The following is a 15848-nucleotide window of genomic DNA, read 5'->3' as shown; positions in this document are numbered from 1 at the left end:
GAGTACGGCTGGTATTGGCGTGAGCCTGGTGGTATCGGCATGGGCCTGGTCGAAGTAACCGGTCTCACCGTCGGGTTCGGTGAACTGCGGGCCGTGGACGGGCTCTCCTTCCGGCTTGCTCGGGGCGCCGCGCTCGCGCTGGTCGGCGAGTCCGGCTCGGGCAAGTCCACGGTCGCCTCGGCCCTGCTGGGACTGCACCGTGGCACGGGCGCGTACGTCGGCGGTTCGGTCGTGGTCGCCGGGACCGACGTACAGGAGGCGTCGGACGACGAACTGCGGCGGCTGCGCGGCGCGCGGGCCGCGATGGTCTTCCAGGACCCGCTGTCGTCGCTCGACCCGTACTACGCGATCGGGGACCAGATCGCCGAGGTGTACCGCGTACACACGCGTGCGTCGCGGCGGGCGGCACGCGCGCGTGCCGTGGAGGTGCTGGACCGTGTCGGGATTCCGGACGCGGTCCGGCGGTCCCGTTCGCGCCCGCACGAGTTCAGCGGCGGGATGCGTCAGCGTGCCCTGATCGCGATGGCGCTGGCCTGCGAGCCCGACCTGCTGATCGCCGACGAGCCGACCACCGCGCTGGACGTGACCGTCCAGGCCCAGATCCTCGACCTGCTCCACACGCTGCGGGAGGAGACCGGAATGGGTCTCCTGCTCGTCACGCACGACGTGGGCGTCGCCGCCGGGAGCGTCGACGAGATCCTGGTCATGCGGCACGGCCGCGTGGTCGAGCACGGCCCCGTCGCCACGGTTCTCGGAGCGCCCGCGCATCCCTACACGCGCGAACTGCTGGGCGCGGTGCCGAGGGTGGACGCGCCACGGGTGGACGTGTCGGGCGGGAAGGTGCTGGGGGTGGACGTGTCGGGCGCGGCGGCTGCCGGGAGTGCGTCATCGGTCGGTGTGTCCGGCGCCCTGCCGCTCACGGCGAAGGACACACCGCCGGTCGCCGCGACCGGCGAGGTCGTGCTGGAAGCGGTCGGGCTGCGGCGCGAATTCGGGCGTGGGAAACGCGCGTTCGCGGCCGTCGACGACGTGTCGCTCACGGTCCACCGGGGCGAGACGCTCGGCATCGTGGGCGAGAGCGGCAGCGGCAAGACGACGCTGGGCCGCATGCTGGTCGGCCTGCTGGAACCGACGGCGGGGCGCATCAGCCCCGGCGGCGGGGTACGCCCCGACGTGCAGATGGTCTTCCAGGACCCCGTCTCCTCCCTCAACCCCCGCCGCAGCGTGGGCGAGTCGATCGCCGACCCCCTTCGGGCGCGCGGCGAACGGGACGAAGGGGGCATACGGGAGCGCGTGCGGGAGCTGTTGGAGCGCGTGGGGCTCGAAGGGGCGCACTACGACCGCTACCCGCACGAGTTCAGCGGCGGCCAGCGTCAGCGCGTCGGTATCGCGCGGGCCCTGGCAGCCGACCCGCGGGTCATCGTGTGCGACGAACCGGTCTCCGCGCTGGACGTCACCACCCAGGCCCAGGTGGTCGCCCTGCTCGGCGAACTGCGGCGCGAACTCGGCCTCGCCCTGGTCTTCGTGGCCCACGACCTCGCCGTCGTACGCCAGGTCAGCGACCGGGTGGCGGTGATGCGGGGCGGCCGGATCGTCGAGTACGGACCCGTCGACGAGGTCTACGAGTCGCCGCGGAACCCGTACACCCGGCAGCTGCTGGCCGCCGTCCCCGCGCTGGATCCGGCGGTCGCCGCCGCCCGTCGCGCGACCCGCCGAGCCGCCCGCCAACAACTGGCCGCCGTATGACGAAACGTGTTCGGTTGATCTCTTAGCGCGACGGAACGCGACCCGCACGGGAAAGTTACGACCGTTCACCCCTTTTGGTGGTGCGATGGACAACCGTCCATCGCACCACCGCCATGTCCGCATACGTTCGTCCCGCTGCGAGCCGCCGGGTCAACGGCGGCTCCCCACACGGGAGATCGGGAGTGCGGTCGTGCGCATAGGACTGCTTACGGAGGGTGGCTATCCGTATGTGAGCGGTGAGGCCAGGCTCTGGTGCGACCGGCTCGTGCGCGGGCTCGGACAGCACGAGTTCGACATCTACGCGCTGAGCCGCAGTGAGCAGCAGGAGGACGAGGGCTGGATCCAGCTCCCCTCCCAGGTGAGCCGGGTGCGCACCGCCCCGCTCTGGACGGCGAACGAGGACGGCGTCGCCTACGGGAGACGGGCCCGTCGCCGATTCGCCGAGGCCTACGGCGAGTTGGCGGCGGCCATGTGCGCACCCGACGCGCTCGGCGGCGCCGTACCTGATGCGGTGTCCCGTGCGGGAGCCGGTGCGGGATCCGTTGCCGGAGCCGGTGCCGGGTCCCGTGCGGGGGTCGATTCGGCATCCGGTGCGGAGTCCGGGGGTTTCGCCGGAGCCAAGAGGTCCGACGAGGGGCGAGGTGAGGGTCGGGGCGAGGGCCAGGGCGAGGGTGCCTCGGCCGGTACGGCGGACCGTTTCGGCAGTGCGTTGTACGGGCTCGCCGAACTGGCCCGGGACGAGGGCGGCATGGTCGCCGCCCTGCGCTCCGAGGTGGCGGTGCGCGCCCTCGAACGCGCCTGCCGCGCGCCCGGCGCCCTGCGCGCCGCGCGCACCGCGCACGTGCCGGATCTGCTCACCGTCGCCGCCCAGGTGGAACGCGCGCTGCGCCCCCTCTCCCTCGACTGGTACGGCGACGACGGGCTCGGCTCGGTCGACCTGTGCCACGCCACGTCCGGCGGCGCCGCGGCCCTGCCGGGGCTGCTCGCCCGCCACTTCTCGGGCGTACCCCTGCTGGTCACGGAGTACGGAGTGCAGCTGCGGGCGCACTATCTCGGCCCGCGCGAGGATCTTCGGGGACACGCCGCGTCGGCGCCGGCGCGGGCTCTGCTCGCTGCGTTCCACGGCCGGCTCGCCGCGGAGGCCTACCGGCAGGCCACGGTCATCACGCCCGGCAACACGCACGCCCGCCGCTGGCAGGAGCGCTGCGGCGCCGACCGGACCAGGATCCGTACCGTCTACCCCGGCATGGAGGCGTCCCGCTTCTCCGAGGTGGGCGAGAGTGCCGACCACGCCGACCCGTACACCCTCGTGTGGGTCGGACGCATCGAGCCCGCCAAGGACCTGGTCTCGCTTCTGCACGCCTTCGCGGAGATCCGCAAGGAGGAACCGAAGGCGCGGCTGCGGATCGTCGGTGCGCCCGCCGAGGGGCCGGAGGGTGCGACCTACCTGGCGCAGTGCAGGGCCCTGGCCGCCCAGCTCTTCCCCGACGGGGCCGCCGGTGTGCGCGCCGTCGGCGACCACCCGGTCTCGTTCGAGGAGATCGGGGGAGCGGACGTCCCCACTCTTCCCGAGGCCTACGCGGCGGGCGCCCTCGTCGTCCTGTCCAGCGTCGTCGAGGGCTTTCCCATCAGCCTCGTCGAAGCGATGTTCGCCGGCCGTGCCACGGTGTCCACGGACGTCGGCGCGGTCGTCGAGGTCATCGGCGGTACGGGGCTCGTGGTCCCGCCGCGTAATCCGCGCGCGCTCGCCGAGGCCTGCGTCGCCCTGCTGCGCGACCCCGAGCGCCGGTCGCGCCTCGGCGCCGCGGCCCGCGCCAGGGCCCTCGAACTGTTCACCGTCGAGCAGAACATCATGGCATTTCACAGCATTTACCTCGATATCGTCTCGCACTGTCCGGTACGACGGGACGTGGTCGACGCGTCGGGCGAGCCCCTTCCGTTCGCCATACCCGTCGAGGCGCAGATGCCGGGCCGGTGGCCGGAACCGGGGGCGGGGGCGCGGCCGGTGGCCGCGAGACCGGGCCCGGGCTGGGCGGCGGGACCGCCGGTACGGGGCGTCCCGCTGGGACTCGCTCCGGGCGAGCCGGTGCCCGCGGGGGAGGGGGCGTGGTGAGCGCGCGACGGATCGGAGCGGCGGACCGGACCACCGGCGCCACCGGCGCCACCGGCGCAGTCGGGGACACGGAGGCCGGGCAGCCGGGGGACCTCGGGGACGCGCGGCACATGAACGCCGAGGTGGGCGAGATCAAGGTCGTGGACATCCAGCCCGGCGAGACCCGCGTGGTCGACGTCCAGCTGGGCGAGTCGCGCATCGCTGACGCACACCCACGCACGGGCGAACCGGAATCGGCACTCTCGCGGCCCAGTTGGGCGAAGGACTCGTCGGCCACGGGGCCTGACGGGACACGCGTCGCGCGTACGCCGCAGGGACCGCAGCAGGAGTTCTGGTCCGGGCCCCGGCCGGAGTCCCAGCAGGGACCGCCGCAGGGCTCGCGACAAGGACCGCAGCAAGGGTCCTCGACGGCGACGTACGCCCGGCTGGCGTGGGACGCCGTGACGGTCACGGCGGAGGCTTCCTCCTCGGCTGCGGACCGGCAGGTTTCCGACGGGCAGATCTCCGACCGGCAGGTTCCCGGTCCGGTGGACACCGGCGCGGCCCCCGGCCCGGCCTCCGGACCGGTCCACGACCGAGCCGGCGAACAGCGCGACGAGCCGGTCGCCGACGACCGCACGCCACCTGCCCCTCGCGCCGCCGCCGACCCGGTGAAGGCCCTGATGCACCGCCATCGGGAGCTGTGCGAGCGCGCGGTGGACCCACTGGAGATCGCGGCGGCCCTTGAGGCGCACGGGGTGACCGACCGGACCGCCACCCACTTCCGGCACCGGGACGTCTTCTCCCTCGCGGAGGAGATGTACGCGCGAGTGCCCCGCGCCGGCGACACCGCACCCCGGCCCGAGACACCCGGCACCCCCAAGGCGCGCGCCGACTGGGCCGTACTCACCCTGCTGCCGGGCGCCCTGTGCGCGGCGGTCATCACCGGACTGCGGTACACCGAGGGCCGGCCGCGCCTCGCGGTGACCGTCGTCGGCGTACTCGCCGTGGCCCTCGCCGTGCGCGCGGCCCGCAGTCGCGGCCCCCTGCACGCCACGCGGCCCTGGTCCCCGACACCGTCCACGCGCGCGTGGACCTACTGGCTCGTCGCCTACGCCCTCCTCGGCGACGGCCTGCTCGCCGCCGCCGTCGAAGGCGGCCCCGACGGACCGCCCACCGGCAGCTCCGGCAGCTCCTGGCCGATCGGCCTCGCGTCCGTCCTGGCTCTGAGCGCGGCCTGCGCACCCGCGGCCTGGTGCGCCCACCTCTTCACGGTGCGCGCCCGCCGCCGCCTCGCCACCAGCCGCGCCCTGGAGGAGTTCGCGTCCTCCGTGAAACCCCTGCTCCTGGGCGTGTTCGCCCTGTTCCTCTGCGTCCTCGGCGGCCTGCTCGCCCTGAGCGGAGCGGTACTGGACGAGCAGCCCGCCTACGCCGGGGCCGGCACCCTCGGCGCGCTCCTCCTGCTCGCCCGGCTCCTCACCGTGCACGGCTTCAGGCACGCCCCCGCCGTCATGCTCGCGGGCGCGGGTGTGGCCGAGGCGGCGGCCCTCCTGAGCGTTTTCGGAAGCCGCCTCCCCGGCTGCGAGGCGCTGGCCGTGCCCGTCGAGACCGTGACCGACGCCTGGGGGGCGGGCGCGATCCCGGCTCTCGTGTGCGGGGCCGCGGCGCTCGTCCTCCTGCTCCACGCGACCAGGACCCTCACCCGGGCCTCCGCCCACGCGGCACACGGAGACACGCCGTGACCCGCCACCGACCCCCGGCCCCAGGAGGTTCGTGATGGATCTCCGCACCGGGCGCACCCCTTCCCGCGGGGCCGACACCGCGGGCCTTCCGTACGACCCATGGCACCACCCTGAAGGAGAACGCCAGATGATCACCCTCCGCATCGGAGAGTCCGCCCCGGGAGCCGCCCGATGAGGGTGCTGCTGATCGGAGCCAACGGATACCTGGGCCGCTTCGTCGCCGACCGTCTCCTCGCCGACCCGGCCGTGCAGCTCACCGCGCTCGGCCGGGGTGACGACGCGGACGTGCGCTTCGACCTCGCCAGCGGCAGCCCGGGAGCGCTCACCCGCTTCCTGGACGCGGTGCACCCCGGGGTCGTCGTCAACTGCGCCGGTGCCACCCGCGGCGGCGCCCGCGAGCTCACCCGGCACAACACCGTCGCCGTCGCCACCGTCTGCGAGGCGCTGCGCCGCAGCGGGTGCGGGGCACGCCTCGTACAGATCGGCTGCGGCGCGGAGTACGGGCCCAGCCAGCCCGGTTCCTCCACGGCCGAGGACGCCGTCCCCCGCCCCGGTGGCCCCTACGGCGTGAGCAAGCTCGCCGCCACCGAGCTGGTCCTCGGCTCCGGCCTGGACGCCGTCGTCCTGCGGGTGTTCTCGCCGTGCGGGCCCGGCACCCCGGCGGGCTCCCCGCTCGGACGCCTCGCCGAAGCCATGCGCCGCGCCATGCAGTCCGGCGACGGCGACCTCAAACTCGCCGGCCTCGGTGTCCAGCGCGACTTCATCGACGTACGCGATGTCGCCCGTGCCGTCCATGCCGCCTCCCTCTCCGCCGCACAGGGCGTCATCAACATCGGATCCGGTCGTGCCGTACGTCTGCGCGACGCCGCCTCCGTCCTCGCACGCGTCGCCGGCTACGGGGGAGCCCTCCACGAACTCGACGGAGTTCCCGGCCCCGCCCGGCCATCCATCGGCCACCCCCGCTCCGAAACAGAGCACACGGCCCCCGCCGCGTACCCCTACCCGGACGGCTGCGGCAGCTGGCAGCAGGCCGACGTGCGCACCGCACGTGACCGGCTCGGCTGGCGGCCCCGGATCAACCTTGAGGAATCCCTCGCCGACATCTGGATGGAGGCCGCATGCCGTATCTGACCAGTACACCGACGGGCACCGCGAGCACGGACCTGAGGATCGGCTTCGGAATCCCCGGCTATGCGCACCCCCTGGTCGCCCCCGTCGAATGGGGCGGCCTCACCCGCCCCGGGACCCCCCTGCACTGGGTCGTCCTGAACGTCTCCGACGGCCCCGGCGCCCGCCCCGACCCCCACTGCCTGGAGGCCGCCGGACGCCTGCGCAACGCGGGCGTCCGCGTGCTCGGCCACCTGGACGTGACCTACGGCGCCCGCGCCTTCGGTGAACTCGTCTCCGAGGCACACCGCTATCTCGACTGGTACCAGGTCGACGGCTTCCTCCTGGACCGCTGTCCCACGGAGCGGACAGCGCTCCCGGAGATCCGGCGCACCACCGACACCCTGCGGTCGCTCCTCGGCGACGGCCACCTCGTCCTCGGCCACGGCACCCACCCGTATCCCGGGTACGCCGAGACCGCCGACCAGCTGGTGACCTTCTCCGGACCCTGGAGCGACTACCGCTGGTCGCAGGTGGCGGAGTGGACCGCCGAATACCCGCCGGAGCGCTTCTGCCACTTCGTCCACGGCATGCCCCGAGGACATCTCGACGAGGCTCTGCGCATCGCCCGCTGGCAGGGGGCCTCGACGATCTACTTCACCGACCGCACGGACCGCGGAGGTTCGGCCGACCCCTGGGAGAGCCTGCCCGGCTACTGGGACGAACTCGTCTCGCGGATCGGAACGGGTGTCTCGGAATGAAGAAGGGCGTGGCAGTGTTACGGGGAGAACAACTGTAGTGATTGACCGACCAACGGAGTCCCCGTGTCGCTGCCACCCCTGGTCGAGCCAGCTGCTGAGCTCACCGTAGACGAGGTCCGCAGGTACTCCCGCCACCTGATCATCCCCGACGTGGGCATGGACGGGCAGAAGCGGCTGAAGAACGCCAAGGTGCTCTGTGTGGGCGCCGGCGGCCTGGGCTCGCCGGCGCTGATGTACCTGGCCGCCGCGGGCGTGGGCACCCTCGGCATCGTGGAGTTCGACGAGGTCGACGAGTCGAACCTGCAGCGCCAGATCATCCACAGCCAGGCGGACATCGGCCGCTCCAAGGCGGCGTCGGCCCGCGACAGCGTGCTCGGCATCAACCCCTATGTGAACGTGGTCCTTCACGAAGAGCGGCTCGAAGCCGAGAACGTGATGGACATCTTCAGCCAGTACGACCTGATCGTCGACGGCACGGACAACTTCGCGACCCGCTACCTGGTCAACGACGCGTGCGTGCTGCTCAACAAGCCGTACGTCTGGGGCTCGATCTACCGCTTCGACGGCCAGGCCTCCGTCTTCTGGTCCGAGCACGGGCCGTGCTACCGCTGCCTCTACCCGGAGCCCCCGCCCCCCGGCATGGTTCCCTCCTGCGCCGAGGGCGGTGTCCTGGGCGTGCTGTGCGCGTCCATCGGCTCCATCCAGGTCAACGAGGCCATCAAGCTCCTCGCGGGCATCGGCGAGCCGCTCCTCGGCCGCCTGATGATCTACGACGCCCTGGAGATGCAGTACCGCCAGGTCAAGGTCCGCAAGGACCCGAACTGCGCGGTCTGCGGCGAGAACCCGACCGTCACCGAGCTCATCGACTACGAAGCCTTCTGCGGCGTCGTCTCCGAAGAGGCGCAGGAGGCGGCCGCCGGCTCGACGATCACTCCCAAGCAGCTCAAGGAGTGGATCGACGACGGCGAGAACATCGAGATCATCGACGTCCGCGAGATCAACGAGTACGAGATCGTCTCGATCCCCGGCGCCAAGCTGATCCCGAAGAACGAGTTCCTCATGGGCACCGCCCTGGCGACGCTGCCGCAGGACAAGAAGATCGTCCTGCACTGCAAGACCGGTGTCCGCAGTGCGGAGGTCCTCGCGGTCCTCAAGTCGGCCGGATTCTCCGACGCCGTGCACGTGGGCGGCGGCGTGATCGGCTGGGTCAACCAGATCGAGCCGCAGAAGCCGATCTACTAGCCGTACCTCCTGGGGACGCACCCCGTGGGGACGGATCCCGTAGAGACAGACCTCGTAGGGACGGACCTGGTACGGAGAGGGGCTCGGCACCGCGTGTGCCGGGCCCCTTCCCGTCGTCCGGGCGGGGGCGGCCGGGGCCGCTACGAACCGCAGACCTTGCCGTCGTCCGGTACCGATCCGTCCAGCAGGTAGTCGTCCACCGTGGTGTCGACGCAGTCGCTCCCGCTCCCGTACGCCCCGTGTCCCTCGCCCTTCCAGGTCAGCTGCACACCGACGCCCTTGCCCAGCTCGTCCGCCATCTTGCGCGCACCCTCGTACGGCGTCGCCGGGTCGCCGGTGTTGCCCACCACCAGGACGGGGTCCGCGCCGGGCGCGCTCACTTCCGGTGTCTCGTACTGCCCGGCCACCGGCCAGTCGTGGCACCAGCCGGCCGTGTCCCAGCCCATCGACTCCCCGAACACGGGCGAGATCTTCCGGAACTCGGGGAGCCGCTTCTTCGCCTCCGCCGGCGTCGGCCGCTCCTTGTCGTCCAAGCACGATATGACCCGTTGGGAATGCGTGGTCGTGCCGTAGCTGCCCGAGGCGTCACGGTCGTTGTAGCTGTCGGCCTGTGCGAGCAGTTCCGTGCCGTCGCCGTCCTCGGCCGCTTCGAGCGCGCTGGTGAGGGCAGGCCAGGACGACTTGCTGTAGAGCGGGTAGACGATGCCGGTGAGGGCGAGCTGCTGTGTCAGATCGCGGCCGCTCGTGGTCGTCAGCGGCTTGGAGTCGATCCGCTTGAGCAGGGCCGCGATCTCCCGGGAGCCCTCCTCGGGGTCCTGGCCCGTGGATTCGAGGTAGTCCTCCAGAGCGCGCTGGAAACCCCTGGCCTGGTTCTCCGCGTGACCCACCGTGCCGGCGCTCGGGTCGACGACCGCGTCCAGGACCAGCCGCCCCGCGTTCTTGGGGAACAAGTGGGCGTACACGCCGCCCAGTTCGGTGCCGTACGAGATGCCGAAGTAGTGCATCTTCCGGTCGCCGAGGACATGCCGCATCAGGTCCATGTCCCGGGCCGTGTCGGTCGTCGAGACATGTCCCAGGAGCTTGCCCGCGGACTTCTGGCAGCCCTTGCCGAAGTCCGTGGCGTCCTTGAGGAACGCGGTCTCCTCGGCGGAGGTGTCCGGTGTGGTGTCGACAGCCTCGGCCGCCTGGACCTCCTTGTCGCTGCGACAGCGCACGCCCTCACTGGCGGCCACCCCGCGCGGGTCCCAGCTGACCAGGTCGTACCGCTCGTGGAGTTTCGCGAACGTCGGCCCGTACGGCGGCAGATAGTCGACGCCCGAGCCGCCGGGGCCGCCGAAGTTGAACAGCAGCGAGCCGATGCGGTCGTCCGAGGAGCCGCTCGACTCGCTGCGGATCAGGGCCAGTCCGATGGTTTCGCCCGCCGGCTCGGCCCAGTCCAGTGGCACCTTGAGCGTCGAACAGCGCCAGTCCCCGCCCGGCGCTGGGCCGGTTTCGGTGGCCTTGCACCTGCCCCAGTCGAGCTTCTGCGAGGTGAGTGAGGCGGGCAGCCCCGGCATGACGTCGGAGGAGGTCGCGCCCGGCGTCCTGCCCGCGTCGTCGTTCTTGTCGTTCCCTCCGTCGTCCCCGGACGAGCCGCTGCAGCCGGCCACCAGCAACGCGGCGGCGGCCAGTGCCGTCCACCGTGCGATACGCGCCATGAACTTCCCCCCTCGCATCGTCGTCCGCCGATGTCGCGGATGACAGTCAGGCCATAGTAGGCAGATCTCCGCGAGCACCGCGGAGTCCTGTGGATAACCCTCTGACCTGCTGCTTTGTGAGGTTCGTCAGGAGCAGACCGTTCCGGTCGGCGGGACCTTTCCGTTCAGCAGATAGCCGTTCACCGCGTCGCGCACGCACGTGTTCCCGCTGTCGTACGCCCCGTGCCCCTGACCTTTGTACGTCAGCTCGACACCGACCCCCTTGCCCAGTGAATCCACCATCTTCCGGGCGCCCTCGTACGGGGTCGCCGGGTCGCCGGTGTTCCCGACCACGAGGATCGGAGCGGAACCGGGCGCGCTCACATCGGGGTGGTCGGCGGCGCCCGCCACCGCCCAGTCGGTGCAGCCGACCATGCCCCACGCCAGATAGTCGCCGAAGACGGCAGAGGCCTTCCGGAACTCCGGGAGCTTCGCGGTCACGTCGGCGGCGGTGTAACGCGGTTTGTCGTCGGCGCAGTTGATGGAGACGTTGGCGGCGCTGATGTTGCTGTACTCGCCGTCCTGGTTGCGCCCGTTCATCGAGTCGGACAGCAGCATCAGAACCTTGCCGTCACCGTCGTACGCCTGCTGGAGTCCTTCGGTGAGGTACTCCCAGAACTCCTTGGAGTACAGGGACTGCGCGATGCCGCTCGTGGCGGCGGTCTGGGTGAGCCGGCGCGGGAAGATGCCCGGGATCGGCTTGCCGTCGAGGTCCTTGAGCAGTGTGGCGATCCGGTCCTTGACGTCCTGCGCGCTGTCGCCGAGCGGGCACTCCTCGGCTTTGGACGCACAGTCCTCGGCGAAGTTGTCCAGCGCCAACTGGAAGCCCTTGGCCTGCCCGAGGGAGCCCTGTTCGGAGTTCTGCGTCGGGTCCACGACCGCGTCGAAGACGGCCCGCCCGACCTTTTCGGGGAACAGATGCGCGTACACGCCGCCCAGTTCGGTGCCGTACGAGATGCCGAAGTAGTGCAGCTCGTCGTCGCCGAGGACCTGGCGGATCAGGTCCATGTCGCGGGCCGCGTCGGTGGTGCGTACGTGGGGGAGGAGCTTCCCGGAGTTCTTCTCGCAGGCCTTGTTGAAGTCCTTCGTGCTGTCGAGCAGGGTCCGCTGCTCGGCTTCGTCGTCCGGGGTGGCGTCCTGCTGGAAGTACTCGTCGAGCTGTTCGCTGTCCTCGCATGTCACGCCGGCGCTGCGGCCGACACCGCGCGGGTCGAAGCTGACGAGGTCGTAGCGGGTACGCAGCCCGTCGTAGTCCTTGCCGAACGCGGGGAGCGTGGTGACGCCCGAGCCGCCGGGACCGCCGAAGTTGAAGAGCAGCGAACCGATGCGCCGGTCCTCGGCGCCGCTCGCCTGCGCGCGGATCAGCGCGATACCGATGGTGTCCCCCTTGGGCCTCTCCCAGTCCAGGGGCGCCTTCAGGGTCGCGCACTTCCAGTCGTCGCCGTCCGGCAGGGGCGACGGCGCGTCCCCGCCACCCTCGGACTCGGACGGTTCCGGGCAGTCCTTCCAGCTGAGCTTCTGCGCCGACAGGTCCTCGTCCGCGGAGCCGCCGTCGTCGCCGCATCCGGCGAGGGCCGCCAGCAGCAGGAGGGCGGTGGCGGTCAGAACGGCGGCACGCGGCGGGGAAGGGTTCGGCATAGACCCATCCTGAGGTCGTACAGGACGGGCCGCTCGGGGCGCGGGCCGTGCGGGTGAGGATCCCGCGTCCGCCCCTGTGGGCCGTCGCCGCCCGTCCGGCGCTCGGTGGATCGCCGGACAGGTCCCGGAACTGACCTAGAGCGCGCCCTTGCGTGTCAGGTGGTTGAAGAACAGCCATCCCGGCAGCACGGGCAGCCACAGCGTGAGAAGGCGGTACAGGAGCACGGCGGGCGCCGCGACCTCTTTGGGGAGGCCGACGGCGATCAGACCGACCGTCAGGGTGGCCTCGACGGCGCCCACCCCGCCCGGGGTGGGCGCGGCGGAGCCGAGCGCGTTCCCGGCGAGGAAGACGACGGCCACACTCGCGATGCTGATCGCGGGCATGTCCTCGCTGCCGAACGCCCGGATCGACGCGTCGAGGCACATCACGAAGCAGGCGGTGAGCAGAAGCATGCCGCCGATGCCGGTGATCAGCTTCTGCGGCCGCTGGAGGACGTCCAGCATGCGCGGGATGACACCCGCGAAAAGTGACCGCACGCGCGTGACGACGAATTTCCGCAGGAACGGCACCGAGGTCACGACGAGGACGAGGACCGCGACGGTCAGCAGACCCGCGATGACGGTCCGGGACGGAGACAAGGAGGGCGTCTTCTCGGTACCGGTCAGATAGCCGAACGACAGCAGCATCAGGATGTGGCAGCCGAGCCCGAACAGCTGCGACGCGCCGACGCTCGCCACCGCGAGTCCCGGCCGTACTCCCGCACGCTGGAGGAAGCGCGTGTTGAGCGCGACACCGCCCACCGCCGCAGGCGCCACGATCTTCACGAAGGACCCGGCGACCTGTGCCGCCACGGCCCGCATGAACGGCACCCGCTCGGGCACGAAGCCCAGCAGGCTCATGGCCGCGGCGAAGTAGCTCAGCATCGAGAAGAGCGCCGCCGCGGCGACCCAGCCCCACTGGGCGCTCTCGAAGAGCGTGCCGAACTCGATGTGCGTGAGCTGTGTCAGCAGGAAGTACGCGCCGAACGCGCCCGCGATGAAACTGATCAGCGTGCGCGGACGGATGCGCTCAAGTCGGGCCGGCTCGACCGGTGCCTGCGGCCTGATCAGCAGCACCTGGTGCCGGATCTGGGTGAGCAGGTCCTCCTCACGGGCCTCGTCCAGCGCCTCGTCGATCGCTCGCTTCTCGGCCCGCTGCTCGGCCCGTACGGTTTTCTTGTCGGGCTTCTCCAGGACCGGTCTGGTCTCCTCGGGCGTGGCCTCGTGCTCCTCGGCGCGGGCCAGCTTGGCCTGCCGGGAGGCCTCCAGGACCGCCTCGCGCTCGCGCTCCGCGCGTTCCCGGGCCAGTTTGCGCAAGGTGGCGCGGTGGGAGCGGGTGAGTGCGATGGGCTGCAGCATGGGCAGGCAGTCGGCGACCGCGTCCGGGCCGAGCACGCCGACGGCCGAGGCCACCGCGCGCTCCGCGCCGACGCGCAGGCCGAGCGTGGTCACCAACTGGGCGACGTCCATGCGCAGCATCAGCTCGCCGGCCGCGATCTCGCCGTTGCGCAGGTCAGTGAGGATCACCGTGCCGGAACGATCCACCAGAATGGCGTCACCGGCCAGCCTGCGGTGCGCGATGCGCCGCGACTGCAGCGCCTGCACCTGGTGCCAGGTCTCGCGCAGCAGGTCGTCGGTGATCTCCTCGTCCGGCAGCGCGTCGAGGGTGCGCCCGCCGATGTGCTCGTAGACCAGCATCACGGCGTCCGGACCGAGCTCGGAGGTCGCGATCAGTTTCGGCGCGTTGGCACCGGCCGCGATGGCCGCGTACGCGAGGAGCGCTTCCTGTTCCAGGGCCTGGCGCAGCGACTGGAGGCTACGGCGCGTGGTGATGCCGCGCAGGGTCAGCCGGCGCCACACGCGATAGAAGAACCCCTGCGCCTGCTGTTCCCGGTCCACCACCGTGACGTCCAGTGGGGCGCCGTCCTGGAGCGTCACGAAGTACCGGCGGCCCCGGTCGCCGTCCGCGGCCTCCGGGGTCTCGTCCCGCGCCGCGCTCACCGGGTGGAAGCCGACGTGCCGCAGGCCGGCCATCAGGGTGCGGCCGGTGGGCCGTACGTTCGGTGAGCCGACCGCGTACAGCGTCCCGTAGGCCACGCTCCAGCCGATCAGCACCGTGAGGATGATCGAGAACGGGGTCGTGTAGCCGGTGACCAGCATGGAGAAGGCGTCCAGCATCAGCACGACCCACAGGACCGCACGCCAGCGCGGCCGTCGCGACATGCCGACGGCCGTCATGTAGGCGATGACCGGCGCGAGGTAACCGTGCACCGGGTCGGTCAGGGCGTGGATGTCTCCGGGGGAGGGCTGCGTGAGGGCTTTCTGGATCGAGTCCGGAGCGCCTTTGGCGACCCACAGGTCAGTGGCGAGCGTCACACCGTGGGCGAGGACCGCGGCCAGCACACCGTCGGCGATCCGCAGCCCGTCCCGCTTGATCAGCCGCTCGATGGCGAAGGCGACCGGCACCAGGAGGATCGCGATGCTTGACGCGAGCCCGGCGATCTTGATCAACAGGTCGGGTGCCTCGTCGGTGCCCTTGTTGATGTCCTGCGCCAGCCCCGACGTCGTGCCGTGCGCGAACGCGGCGATCGACAGCAGCACGGCGACCGCGAGAACGCCCACCAGCAGGCGCATCAGGTCGGAGGGACGGTGCACGCGCGCGGGGAGCAGCGGTTCGTCGCCCTCGACCGCCTCGGCCGGGGCTTCGTCGCAGGCCACGCCGTCGGTCTCCGCGGCTCCGCTCTCCTTGCGCATGTCCTTCTTCCGGGACGTGTCCGGACTCCCGGACGTCACGCCTGTCTCGGGCGAGGCGTCCGTCCCTGGCGTCACGGACGCCTCTGTCTTCTCCGGAAGGCTCTCGTCCGTATCGTCGCCGGAATCAGGGCGCGACGAAACCTCAGAGGTGCCCTCCGCGTCTTCGGGGTGCACACCCTGCTGTTTCATCGTCTCTTCTTGGTCTCGTATCACCAGTAACCGCCCGCACGATGGTGGCATGCCCCGCTGACACAGGGGGGCATCAGGGTGCAATGCGGGGGCGCACAGTCTGCCCGAAGCGCTGTTCCGGGGCGAGGGATACACACAGTCGCCGCCGCGTCACGTTGTCGGAGGGGTGGTGCAGGATGGACCGGATGAGCGAGCAGAGCCTCCCGGCGGACGCCTTGCCGGAGTACGCGGAGCGGGTCCTCGACGTCGCCGAGCAGATCCCGCCCGGGCGCGTCATGACGTACGGAGATGTCGCGGAATGGCTGGAGGAGGGCGGTCCGCGACAGGTCGGACGGGTGATGGCCCTCTACGGAGGAGCCGTTCCGTGGTGGCGGGTCGTCCGCGCGGACGGGGCGCTGCTCCCCGGCCACGAACTGCGGGCACTGGAGAACTACCGGGCCGAAGGCACGCCCCTCAAGGCGGCGAGCAGGGCCTCCGAGGGTCACGTTCCGCGCATCGACATGAAACAGGCCAGATGGGACGGCGGTGATCGCACGGAGGGTCACACCCGACAGCTTCCGGCATCGCACCGCCACGAGGGGGACGGGTGACCCGTACGGGGGAACGCGGGCACTCCCGGGACATGCCGTACGTTCGTGATGCGGGAGACACCGGTGCCGGGAGGGAACACGGGGAAGCGCCGCTTCCACGGCATCCACCGGCGTAGCGTCGACGGCACGCGTCCCGTTCATCCCGCGGCCACCGCCCGTCCCGCGCCGCCGATCTCCCACCCGTCGCCCGAGCACGATCCCTCACCGACGGC

The 15848-nt window shown here is 71.6% G+C and carries 10 protein-coding genes; 7 read left to right on the top strand and 3 right to left on the bottom strand.

Features of this window, described 5'->3' with window-relative positions:
- Positions 1 to 39 precede the first annotated feature (39 nt).
- The 6 genes from C6Y14_RS30820 to moeZ all read left to right on the top strand — a co-directional run bounded on the left by C6Y14_RS30820 (position 40) and on the right by moeZ (position 8690).
- On the top strand, positions 40 to 1746 hold the full coding sequence (locus tag C6Y14_RS30820; RefSeq protein ID WP_107020157.1) for a dipeptide ABC transporter ATP-binding protein: 1707 nt from the start codon (positions 40 to 42) through the stop codon (positions 1744 to 1746).
- Positions 1747 to 1936: 190 nt separating this feature from the next.
- Positions 1937 to 3859: a DUF3492 domain-containing protein gene (locus C6Y14_RS30815; protein WP_107020156.1), complete on the top strand. Its 1923-nt coding sequence runs from the start codon at positions 1937 to 1939 to the stop codon at positions 3857 to 3859.
- Positions 3856 to 5580, top strand: coding sequence for a hypothetical protein (locus C6Y14_RS30810; RefSeq protein WP_404828847.1), 1725 nt, complete (start codon positions 3856 to 3858; stop codon positions 5578 to 5580). Before C6Y14_RS30815 ends, C6Y14_RS30810 begins: the two co-directional genes overlap by 4 nt.
- A 171-nt stretch (positions 5581 to 5751) precedes the next feature.
- Complete coding sequence (locus C6Y14_RS30805; RefSeq protein WP_107020155.1) at positions 5752 to 6711, top strand: NAD-dependent epimerase/dehydratase family protein; 960 nt, start codon at positions 5752 to 5754, stop codon at positions 6709 to 6711.
- Positions 6699 to 7448, top strand: coding sequence for a spherulation-specific family 4 protein (locus tag C6Y14_RS30800; protein ID WP_107020154.1), 750 nt, complete (start codon positions 6699 to 6701; stop codon positions 7446 to 7448). The genes C6Y14_RS30805 and C6Y14_RS30800 overlap by 13 nt, the downstream gene beginning before the upstream one ends.
- A 63-nt stretch (positions 7449 to 7511) precedes the next feature.
- Positions 7512 to 8690 carry an adenylyltransferase/sulfurtransferase MoeZ gene (moeZ, locus tag C6Y14_RS30795; RefSeq protein WP_107020153.1) on the top strand — a complete coding sequence of 393 codons (1179 nt, stop codon included), beginning with the start codon at positions 7512 to 7514 and terminating at the stop codon, positions 8688 to 8690.
- 140 nt (positions 8691 to 8830) lie between these two features.
- Here the strand turns inward: moeZ and C6Y14_RS30790 are convergent, their stop codons facing one another.
- From C6Y14_RS30790 to C6Y14_RS30780, 3 genes are all read right to left on the bottom strand, one after another.
- On the bottom strand, positions 8831 to 10387 hold the full coding sequence (locus C6Y14_RS30790) for an alpha/beta hydrolase (RefSeq protein WP_107020152.1): 1557 nt from the start codon (positions 10385 to 10387) through the stop codon (positions 8831 to 8833).
- A gap of 126 nt (positions 10388 to 10513) precedes the next feature.
- Positions 10514 to 12064 carry an alpha/beta hydrolase gene (locus C6Y14_RS30785; protein ID WP_107020151.1) on the bottom strand — a complete coding sequence of 517 codons (1551 nt, stop codon included), beginning with the start codon at positions 12062 to 12064 and terminating at the stop codon, positions 10514 to 10516.
- Between the two features lie 135 nt (positions 12065 to 12199).
- Positions 12200 to 15046, bottom strand: coding sequence for a lysylphosphatidylglycerol synthase transmembrane domain-containing protein (locus tag C6Y14_RS30780; protein ID WP_107020150.1), 2847 nt, complete (start codon positions 15044 to 15046; stop codon positions 12200 to 12202).
- Between the two features lie 185 nt (positions 15047 to 15231).
- Here C6Y14_RS30780 and C6Y14_RS30775 point away from each other — a divergent pair, with 185 nt between their 5' ends.
- Positions 15232 to 15636: an MGMT family protein gene (locus C6Y14_RS30775; RefSeq protein ID WP_199854923.1), complete on the top strand. Its 405-nt coding sequence runs from the start codon at positions 15232 to 15234 to the stop codon at positions 15634 to 15636.
- Positions 15637 to 15848: the final 212 nt, after the last annotated feature.

This window comes from Streptomyces dioscori (assembly GCF_003024195.1).
In the GTDB taxonomy this organism is placed as follows: Bacteria; Actinomycetota; Actinomycetes; order Streptomycetales; family Streptomycetaceae; genus Streptomyces; species Streptomyces dioscori.
This window is presented reverse-complemented; position numbering and strand designations above follow the sequence as displayed.

What these genes read in the sequence shown, in the direction of transcription:
- C6Y14_RS30820 (WP_107020157.1), top strand. Translation starts at nt 40, where the DNA reads ATGGGCCTGGTCGAAGTAACCGGTCTCACCGTCGGGTTCGGTGAACTG.
- C6Y14_RS30805 (WP_107020155.1), top strand. Translation starts at nt 5,752, where the DNA reads ATGAGGGTGCTGCTGATCGGAGCCAACGGATACCTGGGCCGCTTCGTC.
- C6Y14_RS30800 (WP_107020154.1), top strand. Translation starts at nt 6,699, where the DNA reads ATGCCGTATCTGACCAGTACACCGACGGGCACCGCGAGCACGGACCTG.
- C6Y14_RS30790 (WP_107020152.1), bottom strand. Translation starts at nt 10,387, where the DNA reads ATGGCGCGTATCGCACGGTGGACGGCACTGGCCGCCGCCGCGTTGCTG.
- C6Y14_RS30785 (WP_107020151.1), bottom strand. Translation starts at nt 12,064, where the DNA reads ATGCCGAACCCTTCCCCGCCGCGTGCCGCCGTTCTGACCGCCACCGCC.
- C6Y14_RS30780 (WP_107020150.1), bottom strand. Translation starts at nt 15,046, where the DNA reads ATGAAACAGCAGGGTGTGCACCCCGAAGACGCGGAGGGCACCTCTGAG.
- C6Y14_RS30775 (WP_199854923.1), top strand. Translation starts at nt 15,232, where the DNA reads ATGAGCGAGCAGAGCCTCCCGGCGGACGCCTTGCCGGAGTACGCGGAG.